An 18,283-nucleotide genomic window follows, 5' to 3' on the forward strand; every position below is an offset into this window, starting at 1 on the left:
GCGCGTCACCCCGTGATCCGGACGGTGGTGGTCGAGCCCCAGATCGCGAAGCTGAGGAAGAAGTCAGCGACGACGATCGTGACGATGCTCGTCCGGATGGCCTTGCCGACCGCCCGGCCCACGCCGGCCGGTCCGCCCGAGGCGGTGTAGCCGTAGTAGCAGTGGATGAGGATCACCGCGACGGCGAGGAACAGCAGCTTGAAGAACGACCACAGCATGTCGATGGGTGGCAGGAACTGCAGGAAGTAGTGGTCGTAGGTGCCGGCGGACTGACCGTAGATGTAGGTCACGATCAGCCGCGGCGACAGGTACGACGCCAGCAGCGCCACGATGTAGAGCGGGATGACCGCGATGAACGCCGCCACCATCCGGGTCGTCACCAGGAACGGCAGCGACGGGATGCCCATCACCTCGAGCGCGTCGATCTCCTCGGAGATCCGCATCGCGCCGAGGCGGGCGGTGTAGCCGCAACCGACCGTCGCGGCGAGCGCGATCGAGGAGACCAGCGGCGCCACCTCGCGGGTGTTGAAGTACGCCGAGATGAACGCGCTGAACTTCGCGACGCCGATCTGGCTCAGCGAGGCGTAGCCCTGGATGCCGACCTCGGTCCCGGCGAAGAACGCCATGAACGCGATGACGCCCACCGAGCCGAGGATCAGGCTCAGGCCGCCGGCGCCGAAGGCGACCTCGGCGAGCGTGTTGGTGATCTCGCGGGGGTAGCGCCGGATCGCCCGGGGCACCCATGAGAGTGCCTTGAGGTAGAAGAGCAGCTGATCGCCGTACCCCTCGAGGGTGCCGCGGCCGCTCTTGTAGGCGTCGCCGACGAGCTCGCTGACGGCGGCCATCAGAGGCCCGCCGGCGGGGAGATCTGGAAGTAGATCGCGGTGATCACGGCGTTGAGGAAGAACAGCGCCATGAACGCGATGATCACCGACTCGTTGACCGCGCGGCCCACGCCGCTCGGACCGCCACCGGCGTTGAGGCCCTTGTAGGCCCCGATGATCGCGGCCAGCCAGCCGAAGATGAGCGCCTTGACCATCGCGATGTAGAGGTCGGGCAGCGAGGCGAGCGCGGTGAACGAGGACAGGAAGGCGCCGGCCGAGCCGCCCTGGACGATGACGGTGAAGAAGTAGCCGCCGCCGATGCCGGTGCCGATCACGATGCCGTTGATCATCAGCGCGACGAACATCGTGGCCACCACGCGCGGGGCGACCAGGCGTTCCAGCGGATCGATGCCCAGCACCTCCATGGCGTCGATCTCCTCGCGGATCTTGCGCGCGCCGAGGTCGGAGCAGATCGCCGATCCGGCGGCACCGGCGATGATCATCGCCGCCGCCATCGGCGCCGCCTCCCGCACGGTGGCGAGCACCGCTGTCGCGCCGGCGAAGGACTGCGCGCCGAGCTGTCCGGTCAGGTTGCCGACCTGGAGCGAGATGACCGCGCCGAACGGGATCGAGACCATGATCGTCGGCACGAGCGTCACGCTCGTGACGAACCACGCCTGCTCGAGGAACTCCCGGAACTGGAACGGGCGGGTCAGGATCCGCTTGGTGACCTCGACCACCATCAGCGCGATCTCGCCAGGGCCACGCACGATCGATACGGCGTTGAACGCCACGCGCCGTCTCCTCTCCCCAGCTCCCATGTGTCCCCGCGGCTCGCTACGAGCTTTCGCGATATTAGAACACGTTCTCGTTGTGACCGACACGACATGTCCGAGAAGTGGCGCCGATCACTCCCTCCACACCCTCAACGGCGCGCGCGTGGCCCGGGTCACGCCCCACCGGACCTACGATCGGCAGGTGCCGACCGCCGCCGACCGTCTCCCCCGCCCGCTCGCGGCCCTCGGCCGGCACCCCTCCGGAGTGCTCCTGGGCGCCCAGCTGCTCGTCGTCCTGGCCTACCCGGCGCTCCAGGGATCCGACCTGGGCCTCGCGTTCGCGGGCGTCTTCCAGCTGCTGGTGCTGCTCGCCGCGGTGGCCGCGGTGCGTCGTACGCCGGCGCTGACGTGGGTCGCCCTGCTGCTCGGCGTACCGGCGGTGGTGCTGACCGTCGCCGAGGCCTTCCAGCCCGACAGCGACGGCATCGTCCTGGCCTCAGCGGTCTTCCACGCGCCGTTCTACTTCTTCGTCTCCTACGCGCTGATCCGCTACCTGTTCCACGACGACAAGGTCACCCGCGACGAGCTCTTCGCCACCGGCGCGGCCTTCACCGTGGTCGCCTGGGGCTTCGCCTACCTGTACGCCGCCGCCCAGGTGCTCTGGCCGGGCGCGTTCATCAGCTACACCAGCCCCACCGGCGCGGTGCCCCTGGACTGGTTCGAGCTGCTCTTCCTGTCCTTCACCGCGATGACCAGCGTCGGGCTCTCCGACGTCTACCCGGTGCTCGCGCACGCGCGGTCGCTGGTGATGGTCGAGCAGGTCGCGGGCGTCTTCTACGTCGCGCTCGTGGTCGCCCGGCTGGTCGGGCTCAGCGCGCGGCGCCGGGACTAGGGCTCACGCCGGCAGCGCGGCGCGGCGCGCTCAGTCGAGGCAGAACTCGTTGCCCTCAGGGTCCTGCATGACGAGGTGCCCGGCCCCCATCGGCGGCGCCGGCTCGTGCCGCTCGACCCGGCTCGCCCCCAGAGCGACCAGGCGCGCGGCCTCGGCCTCGAGCGCCGCCATCCGCTCGTCACCGGCCAGCCCGGGCGCGGCCCGCACGTCGAGGTGGACCCGGTTCTTGGCGCTCTTGCCCTCGGGGACCCGCTGGAAGAAGATCCGCGGTCCGGCCCCCTCGGGGTCGATGCAGGCCGAGGCGCTGTTGCGCAGCTCGGGCGGCAGCGAGGCGCGGAAGGCGTCCCAGTCGGCGAAGCCCGGCGGGGGCGGCGGCAGGACGTAGCCGAGCACCTCGTTCCAGAACTCGGAGAGGGCGCGGGGGTCGGCGCAGTCGAAGGTCACCTGGACCTCGCGCACGGTCGTGCCGGTCACTTCGTCGCCTGCGCTCGCTGGCGCTCGCGCGCTCCCGCGCTCGTCGGGCGCACTTCGAGCTCGTTCCTCGCTCGGCGCGCCCTCCTCACTTAGTCGCCTCCATCATCTGCCGCAGCTCCTTCTTGAGGTCGCCGATCTCGTCGCGCAGCCGCGCCGCGAGCTCGAACTGCAGCTCGGCCGCGGCCGCCTTCATCTGCTCGGTCAGGTCCTGGATGAGCTGGGCCAGGTCGCTGCTGGGCATCCCGGCCAGCTCGGCGGCGTGGCCGCCGATGTCGGTGGAGCGCAGGTGCGGGGTCGGGGCGACCTTGGGCTTGACGCCGCCGGCGCGGCCCTTCTGGCCGACGTCGGCCCAGGTCTGGAGGAGCTCTTGGGTGGTCTCGTCCTCGCGGGCGAGCATCTCGGTGATGTCGGCGATCTTCTTGCGCAGCGGCTGCGGGTCGATGCCGTGGGCCTCGTTGTAGGCGACCTGCTTGGCGCGGCGGCGGTTGGTCTCCTCGATGGCCGACTCCATCGACGGGGTGATCTTGTCGGCGTACATGTGGACCTCGCCCGAGACGTTGCGGGCGGCGCGGCCGATGGTCTGGATGAGGGACTTGTCCGAGCGGAGGAAGCCCTCCTTGTCGGCGTCGAGGATCGCGACCAGGGAGACCTCGGGGAGGTCGAGGCCCTCGCGGAGCAGGTTGATGCCGACCAGGACGTCGTACAGGCCCAGGCGCAGGTCGCGCAGCAGCTCGATGCGCTTGAGGGTGTCGACCTCGGAGTGCAGGTAGCGGGTGCGGATGCCGGCGTCGAGGAGGTAGTCGGTGAGGTCCTCGGACATCTTCTTGGTCAGCGTGGTGACCAGGACGCGCTCGTCCTTGTCGGTGCGCAGCCGGATCTCGTGGATCAGGTCGTCGATCTGGCCCTTGGTCGGCTTGACCACGACCTCGGGGTCGATCAGTCCGGTCGGGCGGATGATCTGCTCGACGACGTCGCCCTGGACCTTGTCGAGCTCGTAGTCGCCCGGCGTCGCGGAGAGGTAGACGGTCTGGCCGATGCGCTCGAGGAACTCCTCCCAGCGCAGCGGGCGGTTGTCCATCGCGCTCGGCAGGCGGAAGCCGTGCTCGACGAGGTTGCGCTTGCGCGACATGTCGCCCTCGTACATGCCGCCGACCTGGGGTACGGCGACGTGGGACTCGTCGATGACGAGAACGAAGTCCTCGGGGAAGTAGTCGATGAGCGTGTTGGGCGCGCTGCCCCGCGAGCGGCCGTCCATGTGCATCGAGTAGTTCTCGATGCCCGAGCAGGAGCCGACCTGGCGCATCATCTCGATGTCGTACGTCGTGCGCATCCGCAGGCGCTGGGCCTCGAGCATCTTGCCCTGCTTCTCGAAGGTCTCGAGCTGCTCGCCGAGCTCGGCCTCGATGCCGTTGATCGCGCGCTCCATGCGCTCAGGGCCCGCGATGTAGTGGCTGGCCGGGAAGACGTAGAGCTCCTGGTCCTCGGTGAGCACCTCGCCGGTGACCGGGTGCAGGGTCATCAGCCGCTCGATCTCGTCGCCGAAGAACTCGATGCGGACCGCGAGCTCCTCGTAGACCGGGAAGATCTCGAGCGTGTCGCCGCGCACCCGGAAGGTGCCGCGGGTGAAGGCGAGGTCGTTGCGGGTGTACTGGATCTCGACCAGGCGGCGCAGCACCGAGTCGCGGTCGTGCTCCTCGCCCACGCGGAGGCGGACCATGCGGTCGACGTACTCCTGGGGGGTGCCGAGGCCGTAGATGCACGAGACCGTCGAGACCACGATGACGTCGCGGCGGGTGAGCAGGCTGTTGGTCGCGGAGTGGCGCAGCCGCTCGACCTCCTCGTTGATCGAGGAGTCCTTCTCGATGTAGGTGTCGGTCTGGGGGACGTACGCCTCGGGCTGGTAGTAGTCGTAGTACGAGACGAAGTACTCGATCGCGTTGTCCGGGAAGAGCTGGCGCAGCTCGTTGGCGAACTGCGCGGCCAGCGTCTTGTTGGGCTGGAGCACGAGGAGCGGACGCTGCACCTGCTCGGCCACCCAGGCCACGGTCGCCGTCTTGCCGGTACCGGTCGCACCCAGCAGGACGACGTCCTGGACCCCGTCGTTGAGCCGCTTGGTGATCTCGGCGATCGCGGCCGGCTGGTCGCCCGAGGGCTGGTAGTCGGACTGGACGTGGAAGGGCGCGACGCGACGCTCGAGATCGGTGACCGGACGCATGCCTTCAGCGTACGAGGGAGCGCCGACAGTCGCTCCGGCGCCGGGTCAGCGGGGCCGGTCGGGGCGCACGCGCAGGGTGTGCAGGGCGGTGGCGAGCATCGCGTAGTGACCGACGAGCATGAGGATCTCGATCCGCTCCCGGTCCTCGAAGCAGTCCCCCAGCTCGGCCCACAGCCCGTCGGTGAGGTCCTGGTCGGCGAGCAGCTCGTCGGTGGCGCGCAGGAGCAGCCGCTCCCGGACGCTGAACCCCGGGTGGTCGGCGTCCGCCTCGACCGCGGTGACCTCCTCTCGGGCAAGACCGGCGCGGCGGGCCAGGCGCCGGTGCTGCTCCAGCTCGTACGCCGACTCCCGGCGTGCGGCCACCCGCACGATCACCAGCTCGGACTCGCGCCGCGAGAGCCGGCCGCCCGGCATCAGCCGCCCGGCGAAGTGCAGCCACCCCCAGAACAGCCGGCGGTGCCGGCCCAGGGTGAGGAAGACCGCCGGCGGCTCGGTCCCCTGGACCCGGCCGGCGACCCGGGCGAAGAGCGCCACGAAGGGGCCGACCTCGCGCCAGCCGCCGGGCTCGATCCGGGCGCCGCTCACCCGGCGTCCGTCCGGCGGGCCTGCTCGACAGCCGGCAGCACCCGGTTGGCGCCGTAGTTGAAGACCCGCATCGCGATCGCGTAGCCGGGCGGGAAGTAGCGCTGCAGCCAGTGCACGAGCCGGATGTCGGGCGAGGTGTAGACCCAGTAGCGGTTGCGCAGCGCGCCCTTCCAGATCGCTGCGGCGGCCTGCTCGGGCGAGACCGCGCGCTTCTGGAAGTGGCCGCGGGCGCGCACGAACGCCTTGCTCTGCTGGTCGATGCCGGCGATCCGGATGGTCTCGACCAGGCCGGTGTCGACGCCCCCGGGGCAGACCAGGCTGACGCCGATCCGGTGCTTGCGCAGGTCGTAGCGCAGCACCTCCGAGACACCGCGCAGGCCGAACTTCGTCGCGCTGTAGGCCGCGTGCCACGGCATCGCGATGATCCCGGCCGCGGAGGAGATGTTGACGAGCTGTCCCCCGCGCCGGGCGTCGATCATCGGCGGCAGGAGCTCCTCGATCACGTGGATCGGGCCCATCAGGTTGACGTCGACGAGGCGCTGCCAGTGCTGGGGCTCCAGGCTGCGCACGGTGCCCCAGATCGCGATGCCGGCCACGTTGAGGACGACATCCATCGCGCCGGCGCGCTCGGTGACCAGCGCCGCGAGGCGTCGTACCTGCTCGTGGTCGGCGACGTCGGCGACCTCGGCGGTGGCCACCTGGCCTCCCCCGGCCCGGATCTCGGCCGCGACCGCGGCGAGCGCGTCGGGCTGGATGTCGGTCAGGTGCAGCACGGCGCCGCGATCGGCGGCGTAGCGGGCGACGGCGCGGCCGATGCCGCTGGCGGCGCCGGTGACGAACACCTGCTTGCCGGCCAGGTCACGGACCGGGGCTCGGAACCACATGGACTTCTCCTCAGCTCGGGAACAGCGTCGCCGCGAGGGCGACGAGAGGGGGACGGAGGGACGCCAGCGCGGCGGCGTCGTCGAGCACGACCCGCGCGGTCGCCATCTGGATGGTCGCGGCGAGCAGCGCCTCGCACGCGAAGAGCCGGGCCTCGTCACGACCGTCGACGCCGAACAGCGCGGCCAGCGCCGCGGCCGCCTCGCGCTGGACGGCGAGCCGGCGGCGCATGATCTCGGGGCCGGCGGCGTACGCCTCGACCAGGAACAGGCGGGCCCGGCGCGGGTCCTCGGCCAGCGCGGCGAGGTAGCGGCCGAGCAGCGCGTCGAAGCGCTCCGGCGCGGGCCGCTCCGCCCCGACGGCGATCCCCTCGGCGAAGCCCGCGCGCAGCGCGTCGGTCGCCCACTCGTACGCCGCGAGGAAGCAGTCGTGCTTGGACCCGAAGTGCTGGTAGAAGGTCTCCCGCGAGACCCCCGCGCGCTTGATCACCTCGGCGACCGGGGTGCCGGCGTACCCGCGCTCGGCCATGGCATCGGCCATGGCGTGGAAGATCCGCTCGCGCTGGACCGCCGCGACCGCGTCCCGGCTCAGGCCGTGGCGCCCGCGCGGCAGCGTCGTCATGGTCCGGAGGGTTTCACGAACACTGTTGTTCGTCAATCGTCGACGACGGTCCGCCGCCCGACCGGGCGGGGCTCCTCAGAGCAGCGGGCGCAGCGGCGCGAGCACCAGCTCGGTGAACTTGCGGTGCATGTCCCGCGCCTCCCACTCGCCGCTGGTCAGCTCGAGGCAGTGCGACTGGTCGACCTCGAAGATCGCCTCGAGCTCGGCGGCGAAGGCCTCGTCGATGATCTCGACGTTGATCTCGTAGTTGCCCGAGAGGCTGAGCCGGTCGATGTTGGCGGTGCCGACCGTGGCCCAGGTGCCGTCGACCGTGGCGGTCTTGGCGTGCACCATCGCGTCGCGATAGCGCAGGATCCGCACCCCGGCGTCGAGCAGCTGGGTGAAGTAGCCCCGCGAGATCCAGTCGGCCACGATGTGGTTGGACTTCAGCGGCAGCAGCAGCCGGACGTCGACCCCGCGGCGCGCGGCGTCCTTGATCGCGGCGATGAAGTCCTCGTCGGGCAGGAAGTAGGCCTGGGTCATCCAGATGTTGCGGCTGGCGCGGTTGATCGCCTCGAGGTACATCGCCCGGATGGGGAACATCCACAGCCGCGGCACGTTGCGCTGCAGGCGCACCCGCGGCTCCCAGGTCGAGGCGGTCTCGAGCAGCAGCGGCCGCTCGGTGCCGCGCAGCCGCCGGCGGCGGTTGAGGTTCCAGAAGTCGGCGAAGGCGCGCTTGAGGTCCCACACCGCGGGCCCGGTGATCCGGACGTGGGTGTCGCGCCACTCGCTCTCGTAGGCCGAGCCGATGTTGTAGCCGCCGACGAAGCCGACGGCGTCGTCGACGACGAGGATCTTGCGGTGGTCGCGGCCGTAGCGGCGCAGGTCGAAGAAGCGCCAGCCGGCCGAGTAGACCGGGTAGCGCAGCACCTTGACGCTCGGGGGGAAGCGCTGGAACGCCGGCGAGACGACCAGGTTGGCGAAGGCGTCGTAGGTGCAGTAGACGTCGACCCCGCGCTCGGCGGCGGCGATGAGCGCGCGCTTGAACCGCTCCCCCGTCGCGTCGCCCTTCCAGATGTAGGTCTCGAAGAGGATCTGGCGCTGGGCGCCGTCGATCGCGGCGAGCATGTCGTCGTACAGGTCGCGGCCGAAGGTGTACGTCGTCACCTCGCCGTCGCCCACCTCGACCGTGCGCGGCGTCGTGGTCGGGAACGGCTTGGGCCGCTTGCCGCGGCGCCGGTAGGAGTCGACGAGCGACATCGCGATCGCGACCACGAACGGGACGCCGATCAGGGTCAGCAGGATCCGCCGGAGCGCGGTCCGCAGACCGGCCAGGGAGTCTCCGTCGGGGTGCGCCACGCGCGTCAATCTATCGGCAGCGTCGAGGCGGTTACGGCGTACCCTCACCAGCGTTGTCGCCGCTGAGCAGCTCGAGCCGGTCGACCAGCCAGGTGCCGTCCGCGAGCTTCATGGTCAGGCTGACCCGCTGCTGCTCGATCTTGACGTCCTTGTTGGTCTCGTCGGTGAGCGCCTGGTCGACGAACGCCAGCACCTCGACCTGGGAGGTGCTGACCGCGCGCGCGGCCGCATCGACGACCTGACCCTTGGCCGAGACCTTGCCGTCGACGATGGCCTTCTGCAGCCCGCTCACGTTGGGCGCGAGCTTGTCCTTGAGCTCGCTGTTGGCGATCTTGTCGAGCCAGGCGAACTCGTGCTCCCCGTCCTTCCAGGAGTACGACGTGACCTCGACCAGGATCGACTTGGCGGCACCGAGGGCGGCCTGCTCGGCCTCCTTCTCGCCGGTCAGCGTCTGGACCTGCTTCTCGGCCCGGGCCAGGTCGTCCTGGGCACCGCGCTCCTGGACCAGCAGCCAGGCCCCCACGGCCAGGCAGGCGACCAGCAGCGCGGCGAGACCGAGGACGAGGTTGCCGGGCCGGCGGCTCTCGGCGCTCATCGCACGGGTCCCGGGGCGTTGGCGGCACCGCGCTGGAGGTAGGTCAGCCCGGCGGCGCAGCGGCCGTCGCGCTGGAGCGCGCGGCGCTGGTCGACCTTGGGGTTGAGCCGGCTCGTGCCGTAGGTGCAGGTCGCTTCCTTGCGCATCTTGTCGGGGATGAGCTCGATGCGCAGCTCACCGTCGCGGACCTTGGCCAGCAGCGAGCGCAGACCCGGCGAGTAGTTCTGGAGCAGCGCACGCAGGTGCGGCTCGTAGGAGCGGAAGACGTCGGTGAAGCTGACGCCGGCCGACAGGAAGCCCGGCAGCACCTCGTTGGCGTCGCGGACCAGCTTGATCAGCTCGTCGATCTGACCCGGGCCCCGCTTGAGGATGTCGCGCAGCTCGGGGTCGTACTCGCGCAGGAACTGCGCGAAGCGCTTGGACGAGGTGGCGAGCTGGCGCAGCGCGTCGGCGTTGTCGGTGGCGATCGAGAGCACCGAGCCCGAGCTGCTGATCACCCGGTCGGTCTCGGGCCACACGGAGTCGAGCGTCTCGAGCAGGGCGGTGCCCTGGTCGAGGATCCGGCCGAGGTCGTCGCCGGTCCCCTTGAGGCCGGTGCTCAGCTCGCCGAGGACGACCCGGAGCTTCTTGTCGTCGATCTGGCGCAGCACGTTGTTGACCGCGACCACCGTCGAGCTGAGGCTCTTGGGCAGGTCGGTCGAGGCGGCCGGGATCGTGTCCCCGTCGGCGAGGAAGGGCCCCGAGGCCTTCTTCGGCTGGAAGTCGAGGTACTGCTCACCGACCGGCGAGAGGCTGCGCACGCGGGCGAGCGCGTCCTTGGGGATCTCGGTGCCCGAGGTGATGGCGATCGTCGCGAGCACGCCGTTGTCGGCGGGCACGATCGAGCGGACCTTGCCCACCTTGATCCCGCGGTAGGTCACCGCGGAGCCCTCGAACAGGCCGCCGGTCTGGGCCAGCTCGACCTTGACCTCGACGGGCTTGGAGGTGAGCGGCTGGTCGAGCACCGCGGCGAAGATGTACGCCGTGGTCACGATCAGCACGAGGATGATGCCGGCCAGGCTCAGGTAGAGCCGGTTGCCCAGAAGCTTCATGACCATGATCAGCCCCTCCCTCCGAACAGGCCACCGAGGAGGCCGTTGAGCCCGAGCGGGTCGGCCGGGGCCTTGCCGCCCGGCTGGGCGCCGGTGGCGCCGCCGGTCTTGCCGTTGCCGCCAGTCGCCTTGGGCCCGCCGAGCAGACCGCCCAGCCCGCCGCCCAGGCCGGGCAGCAGCTTGCCGAGGCCGACCAGGTCGAGCAGGTCGCGGACCAGCCCGGTGACCGTACCGCTGAGCAGGCCGTTGACGTTGAGGTTGTCCAGGTGCAGCTCGAGGGCGATGTTGAGGTAGTCGGTCGCCACCACGCCGTCGGCCGCCTTGGCCGCGTTGATCACCGCGCGCAGGGAGCTCTCGAAGGTGCCGTTGTTCTTGGCGAACTCCGCCAGCACCGGCTCCAGCTCGCCGAGCAGCGTGAGCAGCTGGGCCCGGGTCGCCCCGACGGTCTGGTTGGCGGCGCCGGTGAACTTCTCGATCTCGGCGAGCAGCTCGGTGAACTGCGGCGTCTTCTCGCGCAGCACCTTGGCTGCGGGCCGGATCTCGCGGACCGCCCGGTTGATCGTCTCCTTGCGCCCGTTGAGCGTGGTGGAGAGCGAGTTGAGCGAGGTGAGCACCGCGTCGATGCTCTGGGTGGTGGCGTTCGCGCGGGTCAGGAAGACCGACGCCTTGTCCAGCAGCGCCCGGTAGTCGCCCTCGTTGCCGTTGAGCGCCTTGTTGAGCTCCTCGGTCACCGTCTGGAGCTGGTCGAGACCACCGCCGTTGATGAGCAGCGAGGCCTGGGCCAGCGCGTCCTCGACCGAGGGCGCGGTGGTCGTCGACGCGCGGGTGAGCACCGCGTCGTCGGCGAGCGCCTTGCCGGTGGCGGGATTGGTGATGTCGACGAACAGCTCACCGAGCGGCGTGGTGTAGCGCAGCCGTGCCTGGGCGCCCTCGCGGACCTCGGCGTCGGTCTTGATCGTCAGCGTCGCCTCGGCGGTGAAGTCCTTGGGCTTGATCTCGGCGACCTTGCCCATGTCGACGCCGTTGACCTTGACCGGAGCCCCGACCGCGAGGTTGAGCGCGTCGTCGAACTCGGCCTTGATCTCGATGGTGTCGCCGCTGACCCCGGTGCCCGGGATCGGCAGGTCGCGCATGGTGGTGCTGCAGGCGCTCAGCACGCCGAGCAGCAGGGCCAGGAGTGTGGCCGTGGCCGCGCGCGGCGCGGTGGTCCGGATCGTCATCGTCGCCCTCACCGTCCCGGCTGCGTTCCGTCGAGGATCTCGCACAGCGGCCCGAGCACCCGCGAGCAGACCTGCTGCAGGATGCCGCCGAGCGGGTCGAGGATCAGCGGGTCGATCCGGACCGGGAGCCGGTCGCCGGGGACCATCCGCAGGTTCTCGAGGGCCAGCGGCATGACCCGCAGGATCTCGGCGAGCTGGTCCTGCTTGCTCAGCACCGTCTTCATCAGCTTGGTGCCCCCGTCGAGGTTGCGCACGATCTCGGCGCGGTTGTCGACCGCGAACTTCGCCACGGTGGTGACCGCCTCGTCGAGCGAGCGCAGCGCCTGGCGGAAGTTCTCGCGCTCGTCGGCGAGCATCGTCGAGGCCTTGGAGACCTGCTGGATGAACGTGCGCGCGGTCTGCTCGTTGGTCGAGATCGTGGTCAGCAGGACGTCGAGCGACTTGAGGGTCGCCGCGATGTTCTCCTTCTGGCTGGCCAGTCCGTCGACGCCGTCGGCCAGCGAGTGGATCGTCTGGTTGAGCAGCGGGCCGCGACCCTGGAGCGCCTCGGCGCCGGCGTCGATGAAGCGCTGGACAGCCTTGGTGGTGTCCTTGTTGCCGCCGATGCCGGTCGCGAAGTCGTTGAGCGACTCCAGCACCTGGTCGAAGTCGACCGGGGTCTGGGTCTTGTCGAGCCCGATCGTCGCGTCGTCGTCGAGCTTGGGTCCCGAGCGGTAGACCGGGGTCAGCTCGACGTAGCGGTCGGTGGCGACCGAGCGGGCCACCACGACGGCACCGGCGTCGGCCGGAACGGGCTGGTCGGCGTCGATCTCCATGGTGACCAGCACCTTGTCGCCGGCCGGCTCGATCGACTTCACCTTGCCGACGGTGACGCCGAGGATCCCGACGTCGTTGCCGACGAAGAGGCCGGCGGAGTCGGCGAAGTAGGCCTTGACGGTCATCTTGTCGCCACCGCTCACCGCGCTGCAGCCCGAGGCGAGCAGCACGGCCAGGACGGCGACGAGGGCGCCGGCGATGCGGGCGAACCGGGTGGTCGTGGTCATCGGCGGCACGTCCCTTCGAGCTTGCAGGTCGTGTCGTCGGCCGGGATCGCGGGCGGCTTGACGTAGAGGGGCAGGAACGGGCCGCTGCCGGTCGCGTTGGCGACGTAGCGGACGGCGGGCGCCATCACCTCGAGCAGGTGGGTCAGCTGCTTGTCCTGGCGGTTGAGCGTGTCGAGGACGGCGTTGAGGTCGGTGAGCGCCGGCTTGAGCTTGCCGTTGGTCGACCGGACGATCGCGGTCAGCGCCTTGGACAGGTCCGTGGTCTCGACGAGCAGCCGGTGGATCGCCGCGCGCCGGGCGGTGATCTCACCGACGACGAGGTTGGCCTGCTTCATCAGCCCGACGATGTCCTGGCTGCTGGCGGAGAGCTGGTCGGTGACCTTGCGGGTGGCCTCCATCAGGTCGCCGACCTGGTCGGAGCGCCGGGAGACGACCTCGGAGAGCCGGGCCACGCCCTCGAGGGCGGGGCCGATCTCCTGCTTGCTGGCCCCGAGGGTGCCGGCCATCTCGGTCAGCGCCTTGGCCAGCAGCTCGGGGTCGAGCTCGTCGAGCGCCTCGGAGCCCTTCTCGATCACGTCCTGGAGGTTGTAGGGCACCGAGGTGCGCTCCAGCGGGATCTGGGCACCGGCCAGGCTGCCCGAGCCGTGGGGGTCGACCTCGAGGTAGTGGGTGCCCAGCAGCGTCGCCACCTTGACCGTCGCCGAGGAGCGCGAGCCCAGCTCGATGCCGTTGTCGAGGGCGAAGGTCACGAGCACGTGCTCCTTCTGCAGCTCGATGCCGGTCACCTTGCCGGAGATCACGCCGTGCACCTGGACGTCCTCGCCGGTGCGCAGACCGGCGGTGTGCTCCAGGACGGCGGTGTACTTCTTGGTGCCGAAGTTGGAGAAGCTGAGGAACACGACGAAGGCGCCGACCAGGCCGAGCACGACCAGGGTGACGATGCCGACGCGCAGCGGGCTGCGCTCGTTCATGGGCTTCATCGGCACACCGCCGACCACGGGCCGTTGTTGCCGACCGGGTTGATGCCCGTGCCGTTCTTGGTCAGCGCGATCGAGAGCGAGCACACGTAGACGTTGAGCGCGTTCTCGTACGACGTGGCGCGGCCCAGCGACTCGAAGACCGTCGCGAAGGCGGGCACCGCGGCCGTCAGGCTCGAGCGCGAGCGCTCCAGCATGTCGGCGACCGTGACCAGCCGGTCGGTCGTCCTCACCAGCGGCACCTTGACCTCCTTGAGCAGCGAGCTGGTCGCACCGACCAGGCGGCTGACGCCGTCGATCGAGGCGCCGATCGACTTGCGGTCCTTGGCCAGACCGGTCATCAGGGCACGCAGCTCCTGGACCGTCTGGGTGAGCTCGTCGCCCTGGCCGGCCAGGTTGTCGAGCACCGGCTTGAGGTTGGTCATCACCTGGCCGATCACCTCGTCGCGGTCGGCCAGGAAATTGCTGAGCTGGCCGGTCTGGGAGAGCAGCTGCTCGACCGTGCCGCCCTCACCCTGGAGCACCTTGATCAGCGAGCCGGCCAGGGTGTTGACGTCACCGGGCTGGAGCACCCGGAAGAGCGGGCGGAAGCCGTTGAGCAGCCCGGTCAGGTCGAAGCCCGGGTCGGTCTGGGCCAGCGGGACGGTCGCGCCGTCCTTGAGCTCCGGACCGCGCTGGGCGCCCTGGACCAGCGCGATGTAGCGCTGGCCGAGCAGGTTCTGGTAGCGCATGACGAGCTTGGTGGAGTCGAGCAGCGGCTGACCCTCGACCAGCTCGATGCCGATCTCGGCGCCGTCGTCGGTGGCCTCGATGCTGGTCACCTGGCCGACCCGGACGCCGGCCGCCTTGACGTCGTCGCCGGTGCGCAGCCCGTTGACGTCGGCGAACTCGGCCGTGTACTCGCGGGTGTCGCCGCTGACGCCGTTCTGCATGGTGTTGACCAGCAGCAGGAGCATGAGCCCGCTGGCCACCGCGAAGGCGGCGAACTTGAACGCGATCGTGCGCAGCCCGGTCATCGGCCCTCCCCCAGCAGCCGGCCGAAGCCGGCCGGGTCGCTGCTCCCGGTCCGGTACGACGGGCGCTGGCCGCCGCTGTAGTAGTCCGGCGGCGAGAGCCGCAGCGTGCCGTCGGTGCGCACGAACCCCTCTTTCACGGCGCTCGGCAGTGTCCGGCCGAGCGCGAGGTTGACCGCGAGCGCGTCGGAGATGCCGGCCTGGCGGTTGTCGTAGACCGCGTCGAGCAGCACCGCGGCACCGTTGATGAACCGCACCAGGTTGCGCTGGTTCTTGTCGAGGAAGCCGGTCGAGATCCGCGCCAGGTTGGTGCCGCCGGTGATGAGCGCGGTCAGCGAGGCCTCCTGGGTCACGATGGTGTGGAGCGTGACGAGCACGTCGTCGGTCGCGTCGAGCAGGTCGGGCGCGATCTCGTCGACCAGGCGCGTGGTCGCGGCCAGGGCGTCGAGGTCCTCGCGCACCTGGGGCATCCGCGGGTTGAGCCGGTCGAGGTAGGAGTTGAGCGTGCGGACCGTCTCGCCGATCTCGTTGCCGCGGCCGTCGAGCGCCTCGGAGGCCGAGCCGATCGCGGAGGCCAGCTCGGCGGGACCGAGCGCCTTGACCAGGCGGTCGATGTCGTCGAGCGCCTGCTGGAGCTCGAGGGTGCCCTGGGTCCGGTCGGCCTGGACCACCGCGCCGGCCCGGAGCTCGCCGCTGGGCTTGCCGTGCACCACGAGGTCGACGAAGGTCGTGCCGAAGACGGTGGCGGGCAGGATCCGGGCGACCACGTTGGACGGGACGGCGTCGAGGTCCTGCGGCGACATCTCCATGTCGACGGTGACCCCGCCCGACGTGGAGCGGCTGATCTGGCTGACCTTGCCGACGATGACGCCGTTGAGCTTGACGTCGGAGCCGGTGCGCAGCGCGCCGCCGGCGTTGGCGACCTCGGCGGTCACGTGCGGCTTGGAGCCGAAGGTGCCGTTGCTGCGCAGCGTGATGAACGCGCCGATCACGGCGATCGCCACGAGGGCGATCAGGCCGCGCCGGGCGAGCTGGTTGCGGGAGACTTCGCGGGCCATGTCGTCACCTCACCCGGAGATCCGGAAGCCGGGGTCGCCGCCCCAGAAGACCAGGGTCAGGACCATGTCGAGGGCCACGATGGACACGATGCTGGCCCGGATGCCGGTACCGGTGGCCTCGCCGACGGCCTGCGGGCCGCCGCCGACACGCATGCCGTACCAGCAGTGGATCAGGGCCACGGTCAGGGCGAAGATCAGGATCTTGATGATCGAGAAGACGATGTCCCTGGGTTGGATGAACGTCGAGAAGTAGTGGTCGTACTGGCCTGGTGACTGGCCGAAGAGGACCACGACCGAGACCTGCGAGGCGATATAGCTGCCGATCAGGCCGATCAGGTAGAGCGGCAGGATCGCGACCATGCAGGCGATCACCCGGGTGGTCACGACGTAGCGCATCGCGCTGACCGCCATCACCTCGAGGGCGTCGACCTCCTCGTGGATCTTCATCGAGCCGATCTGGGCGGTGAACCGGCAGCCGACCTGGGCGCCGAGCGCGAGCGCGGCGATCAGCGGGGCCAGCTCACGGGTGTTGACGCTGGCGGAGATGAAGCCGGTCAGCGGCGCCAGGCCGACGATCTCGAGGCCGTTGAAGCCCTCGATGCCGATCGACGTACCGGCCGCGACCGAGAGCAGGATCATCACGCCGACCGTGCCGCCGCCGACCAGGAGCGCGCCGCTGCCCCAGGCGATGTCCTTGATCTGGCGCAGCACCTCCTTGGGGTAGAGCGCGATCGTGGTGGGCAGCTCGCGGAAGACCTTGCCGGAGAAGCTCACGAACGAGCCGAACATGGCGAGCACCGACATGATCGAGTCGGCGGTGCCGACCACGGCGTCGGAGGCGCGGGAGCCGAGGGTGCGGCCGAGCTTGATCTCGGACATCAGGCACCCCCGGGGAAGAGCATCACGTAGGCCTGGGTCAGCCCGACGTTGATGACGGCGAGCAGGATCACGCTGAGCACGACGGCCTGGTTGACCGCGTCGGCGACCGCCTTGGGCCCGCCGCGGGCGTTGAGGCCCTTGTGGGCGCACACGATGATCGCCACGAACCCGAAGAGCAGGCCCTTGAACTCGGCGAGCGCGAGGTCACCGGGTTGGGCCAGCCCCACGAACGAGTCGAGGTAGGTGCCCGAGGAGATCTGGCCGCCGCCGACCACGATCGCGAACGCCGTGATCATCGCGGTCATCGCCACGATCACGGTCAGCAGCACCGAGACGACCAGCGCGGCGAGGATGCGGGGCGCGACCAGGCGCTGGATGGGTGAGATGCCCATGACCTTGAGCGCGTCGATCTCCTCGCGGACCGTGCGCGCGCCGAGGTCGGCGCAGACCGCGGAGCCCACCGCGCCGGCGATCATCAGCGAGGTGACCAGCGGTGCGCCCTGGCGCAGCACGCCGATGCCGTTGACCGCGCCGATGAAGGACTGCGCGCCGATCTGATTGGCCGCGGCGCCGATCTGGACCGAGGTGATGACGCCGAACGGGATGGCGACCAGGATCGTCGGCAGCAGCGAGACCCGGGTCATGAACCAGCACTGGAGCAGGAACTCGGACCAGGAGAAGCGCCGGGCGACGATGTCGGCGAAGCCCCACTGGATCGACTCGACCGCGAGCTTGACCAGCTCGCCGGTCGTGATCACGCCGGCCTTGAACCGGCCGGTGAGGTTGTCCAGGGCCGAGCGGCCCCAGCCTCCGGCGGCGACGGCGCTCATCAGGCCGCCGCCTTGGGGATGTCGAAGGCGGTGGCGAGCCGCAGCGCGGCGGCCTTGTCACCGCGCACCCGCAGCTGGCCGCGCAGCACGCCGGTGATCGCGCTGAGGTGGCCGGTGACCAGCCGGAGGAAGTCGTGGGCCTCGCAGGTCACGGTCGCGTCGCGATCGTCGGGCCCGACGGCATCGGCCGCCTCCCCGGCGAGGACGGTCGCCTGACCGTCGCTGAGTCGGAGCACGTAACGGTCCACCTCTCCGTCGGGGCGGCCGGTCAGGCGGAACCCGACCGTGATCCGCGCACCGGCCGCCTTGCGGCCGTTCACATGGGCTGGCATCCGGCTGAAGATCTCATCGAGGACGACCGGACGGAAGCCTGAGGCCAGGACCGATCGCAGATGGTCGATGTCCACGCCGTGCAGGGCGCGGGAGACGTCGAGCGGGTTGATGTCGCGCGGGTCGACCGGGACGCCGGTGAGCGGCGCGGTGCCGTCGGCGGCGAAGAGACCGGCCAGGGCGAGCGCCAGCGCGCTGTCGCCCTCGATTTCCAGGCTCCGGCCGAGGTAGGCCACGGCGATCTCGAGCTGGCCGGCCACCAGGCGCAGCAGCTGGACGAGGCTGCCGCGCACCACCAGGTCGGGGCGCTCCCCCGCGTCCGTCACCGGCTCGACGACGCCGTCGGCGAACCGCACGGTCGCGGCGAGCGCCGGGTCGCCGGACTCCCAGCGCACGACGCCGCGCACGCCGTCGCGCTGGGCGGGCACGGCGAGGTCACCGATCCGGCTCGTCACGACCTCGACAACGGCTCGACCCCGCCCGACGTCATGCACCAATGTGACCAGGCTCTCGTCGGAGGCCTCGCGGATCGCGTGGACGAGCGCGGCCGGGTCGGCCGCGCGGAGATGGGCGACCAGCTCGTCAGGGGTGGCGCGCGTCCAAGCGCTCAACCGCACCCGTGCCATGCCCGCTCCCCGCC

Annotated in this window: 19 protein-coding genes; 1 reads left to right on the plus strand and 18 read right to left on the minus strand. The window is 70.5% G+C overall.

Annotated elements, in window-relative coordinates; all coding sequences use genetic code 11:
• Positions 1–5: 5 nt before the first annotated feature.
• Together CCO04_RS15240 and CCO04_RS15245 are read right to left on the minus strand one after the other, a co-directional pair.
• Positions 6–845, minus strand: coding sequence for an ABC transporter permease (locus tag CCO04_RS15240; protein WP_215815003.1), 840 nt, complete (start codon positions 843–845; stop codon positions 6–8).
• Positions 845–1,567: an ABC transporter permease gene (locus CCO04_RS15245; protein ID WP_215815612.1), complete on the minus strand. Its 723-nt coding sequence runs from the start codon at positions 1,565–1,567 to the stop codon at positions 845–847. Before CCO04_RS15245 ends, CCO04_RS15240 begins: the two co-directional genes overlap by 1 nt.
• Positions 1,568–1,802: 235 nt before the next feature.
• Here CCO04_RS15245 and CCO04_RS15250 point away from each other — a divergent pair, with 235 nt between their 5' ends.
• Complete coding sequence (locus CCO04_RS15250; protein ID WP_257750700.1) at positions 1,803–2,492, plus strand: ion channel; 690 nt, start codon at positions 1,803–1,805, stop codon at positions 2,490–2,492.
• Positions 2,493–2,522: 30 nt separating this feature from the next.
• Here CCO04_RS15250 and CCO04_RS15255 read toward each other — a convergent pair whose 3' ends face one another.
• The 16 genes from CCO04_RS15255 to CCO04_RS15330 all read right to left on the minus strand — a co-directional run bounded on the left by CCO04_RS15255 (position 2,523) and on the right by CCO04_RS15330 (position 18,254).
• Positions 2,523–2,966, minus strand: a complete 444-nt coding sequence (locus tag CCO04_RS15255; protein WP_308281249.1) for a VOC family protein — start codon at positions 2,964–2,966, stop codon at positions 2,523–2,525.
• 85 nt (positions 2,967–3,051) lie between these two features.
• Entirely contained in the window at positions 3,052–5,181 is a 2,130-nt protein-coding gene (gene uvrB / locus CCO04_RS15260; RefSeq protein WP_215815005.1) for an excinuclease ABC subunit UvrB, read from the minus strand.
• Positions 5,182–5,226: 45 nt separating this feature from the next.
• Positions 5,227–5,766, minus strand: a complete 540-nt coding sequence (locus CCO04_RS15265) for a carboxymuconolactone decarboxylase family protein (protein ID WP_215815006.1) — start codon at positions 5,764–5,766, stop codon at positions 5,227–5,229.
• Positions 5,763–6,650, minus strand: a complete 888-nt coding sequence (locus CCO04_RS15270) for an SDR family oxidoreductase (RefSeq protein ID WP_215815007.1) — start codon at positions 6,648–6,650, stop codon at positions 5,763–5,765. Before CCO04_RS15270 ends, CCO04_RS15265 begins: the two co-directional genes overlap by 4 nt.
• Positions 6,651–6,660: 10 nt before the next feature.
• A complete protein-coding gene (locus CCO04_RS15275; protein WP_215815008.1) occupies positions 6,661–7,269 on the minus strand; it encodes a TetR/AcrR family transcriptional regulator in 609 nt (202 codons plus the stop codon).
• Between the two features lie 75 nt (positions 7,270–7,344).
• Entirely contained in the window at positions 7,345–8,607 is a 1,263-nt protein-coding gene (locus tag CCO04_RS15280) for a phosphatidylserine/phosphatidylglycerophosphate/cardiolipin synthase family protein (RefSeq protein WP_257750695.1), read from the minus strand.
• A 31-nt stretch (positions 8,608–8,638) separates the two neighbouring features.
• Positions 8,639–9,202 carry a hypothetical protein gene (locus CCO04_RS15285; RefSeq protein WP_215815009.1) on the minus strand — a complete coding sequence of 188 codons (564 nt, stop codon included), beginning with the start codon at positions 9,200–9,202 and terminating at the stop codon, positions 8,639–8,641.
• Entirely contained in the window at positions 9,199–10,299 is a 1,101-nt protein-coding gene (locus CCO04_RS15290; RefSeq protein ID WP_215815010.1) for an MlaD family protein, read from the minus strand. The genes CCO04_RS15285 and CCO04_RS15290 overlap by 4 nt, the downstream gene beginning before the upstream one ends.
• 2 nt (positions 10,300–10,301) lie before the next feature.
• Positions 10,302–11,513 (minus strand): MCE family protein, encoded by a 1,212-nt coding sequence (locus CCO04_RS15295; protein WP_215815011.1) that lies wholly within the window; start codon positions 11,511–11,513, stop codon positions 10,302–10,304.
• 8 nt (positions 11,514–11,521) lie between these two features.
• Positions 11,522–12,556 (minus strand): MCE family protein, encoded by a 1,035-nt coding sequence (locus CCO04_RS15300; RefSeq protein WP_215815012.1) that lies wholly within the window; start codon positions 12,554–12,556, stop codon positions 11,522–11,524.
• Complete coding sequence (locus CCO04_RS15305; protein WP_215815013.1) at positions 12,553–13,527, minus strand: MCE family protein; 975 nt, start codon at positions 13,525–13,527, stop codon at positions 12,553–12,555. The genes CCO04_RS15300 and CCO04_RS15305 overlap by 4 nt, the downstream gene beginning before the upstream one ends.
• Positions 13,528–13,532: 5 nt before the next feature.
• Entirely contained in the window at positions 13,533–14,549 is a 1,017-nt protein-coding gene (locus CCO04_RS15310) for an MCE family protein (RefSeq protein ID WP_215815014.1), read from the minus strand.
• Positions 14,546–15,604 carry an MCE family protein gene (locus CCO04_RS15315; RefSeq protein WP_215815015.1) on the minus strand — a complete coding sequence of 353 codons (1,059 nt, stop codon included), beginning with the start codon at positions 15,602–15,604 and terminating at the stop codon, positions 14,546–14,548. The genes CCO04_RS15310 and CCO04_RS15315 overlap by 4 nt, the downstream gene beginning before the upstream one ends.
• A gap of 9 nt (positions 15,605–15,613) precedes the next feature.
• Positions 15,614–16,483, minus strand: coding sequence for an ABC transporter permease (locus CCO04_RS15320; RefSeq protein WP_252373345.1), 870 nt, complete (start codon positions 16,481–16,483; stop codon positions 15,614–15,616).
• Positions 16,483–17,313 carry an ABC transporter permease gene (locus CCO04_RS15325; RefSeq protein ID WP_215815016.1) on the minus strand — a complete coding sequence of 277 codons (831 nt, stop codon included), beginning with the start codon at positions 17,311–17,313 and terminating at the stop codon, positions 16,483–16,485. Before CCO04_RS15325 ends, CCO04_RS15320 begins: the two co-directional genes overlap by 1 nt.
• Positions 17,313–18,254, minus strand: a complete 942-nt coding sequence (locus CCO04_RS15330; protein ID WP_215815017.1) for an SCP2 sterol-binding domain-containing protein — start codon at positions 18,252–18,254, stop codon at positions 17,313–17,315. The genes CCO04_RS15325 and CCO04_RS15330 overlap by 1 nt, the downstream gene beginning before the upstream one ends.
• Between the last annotated feature and the right edge of the window lie 29 nt (positions 18,255–18,283).

Source organism: Pimelobacter sp. 30-1, from assembly GCF_018831735.1.
In the GTDB taxonomy this organism is placed as follows: domain Bacteria; phylum Actinomycetota; class Actinomycetes; order Propionibacteriales; family Nocardioidaceae; genus Nocardioides.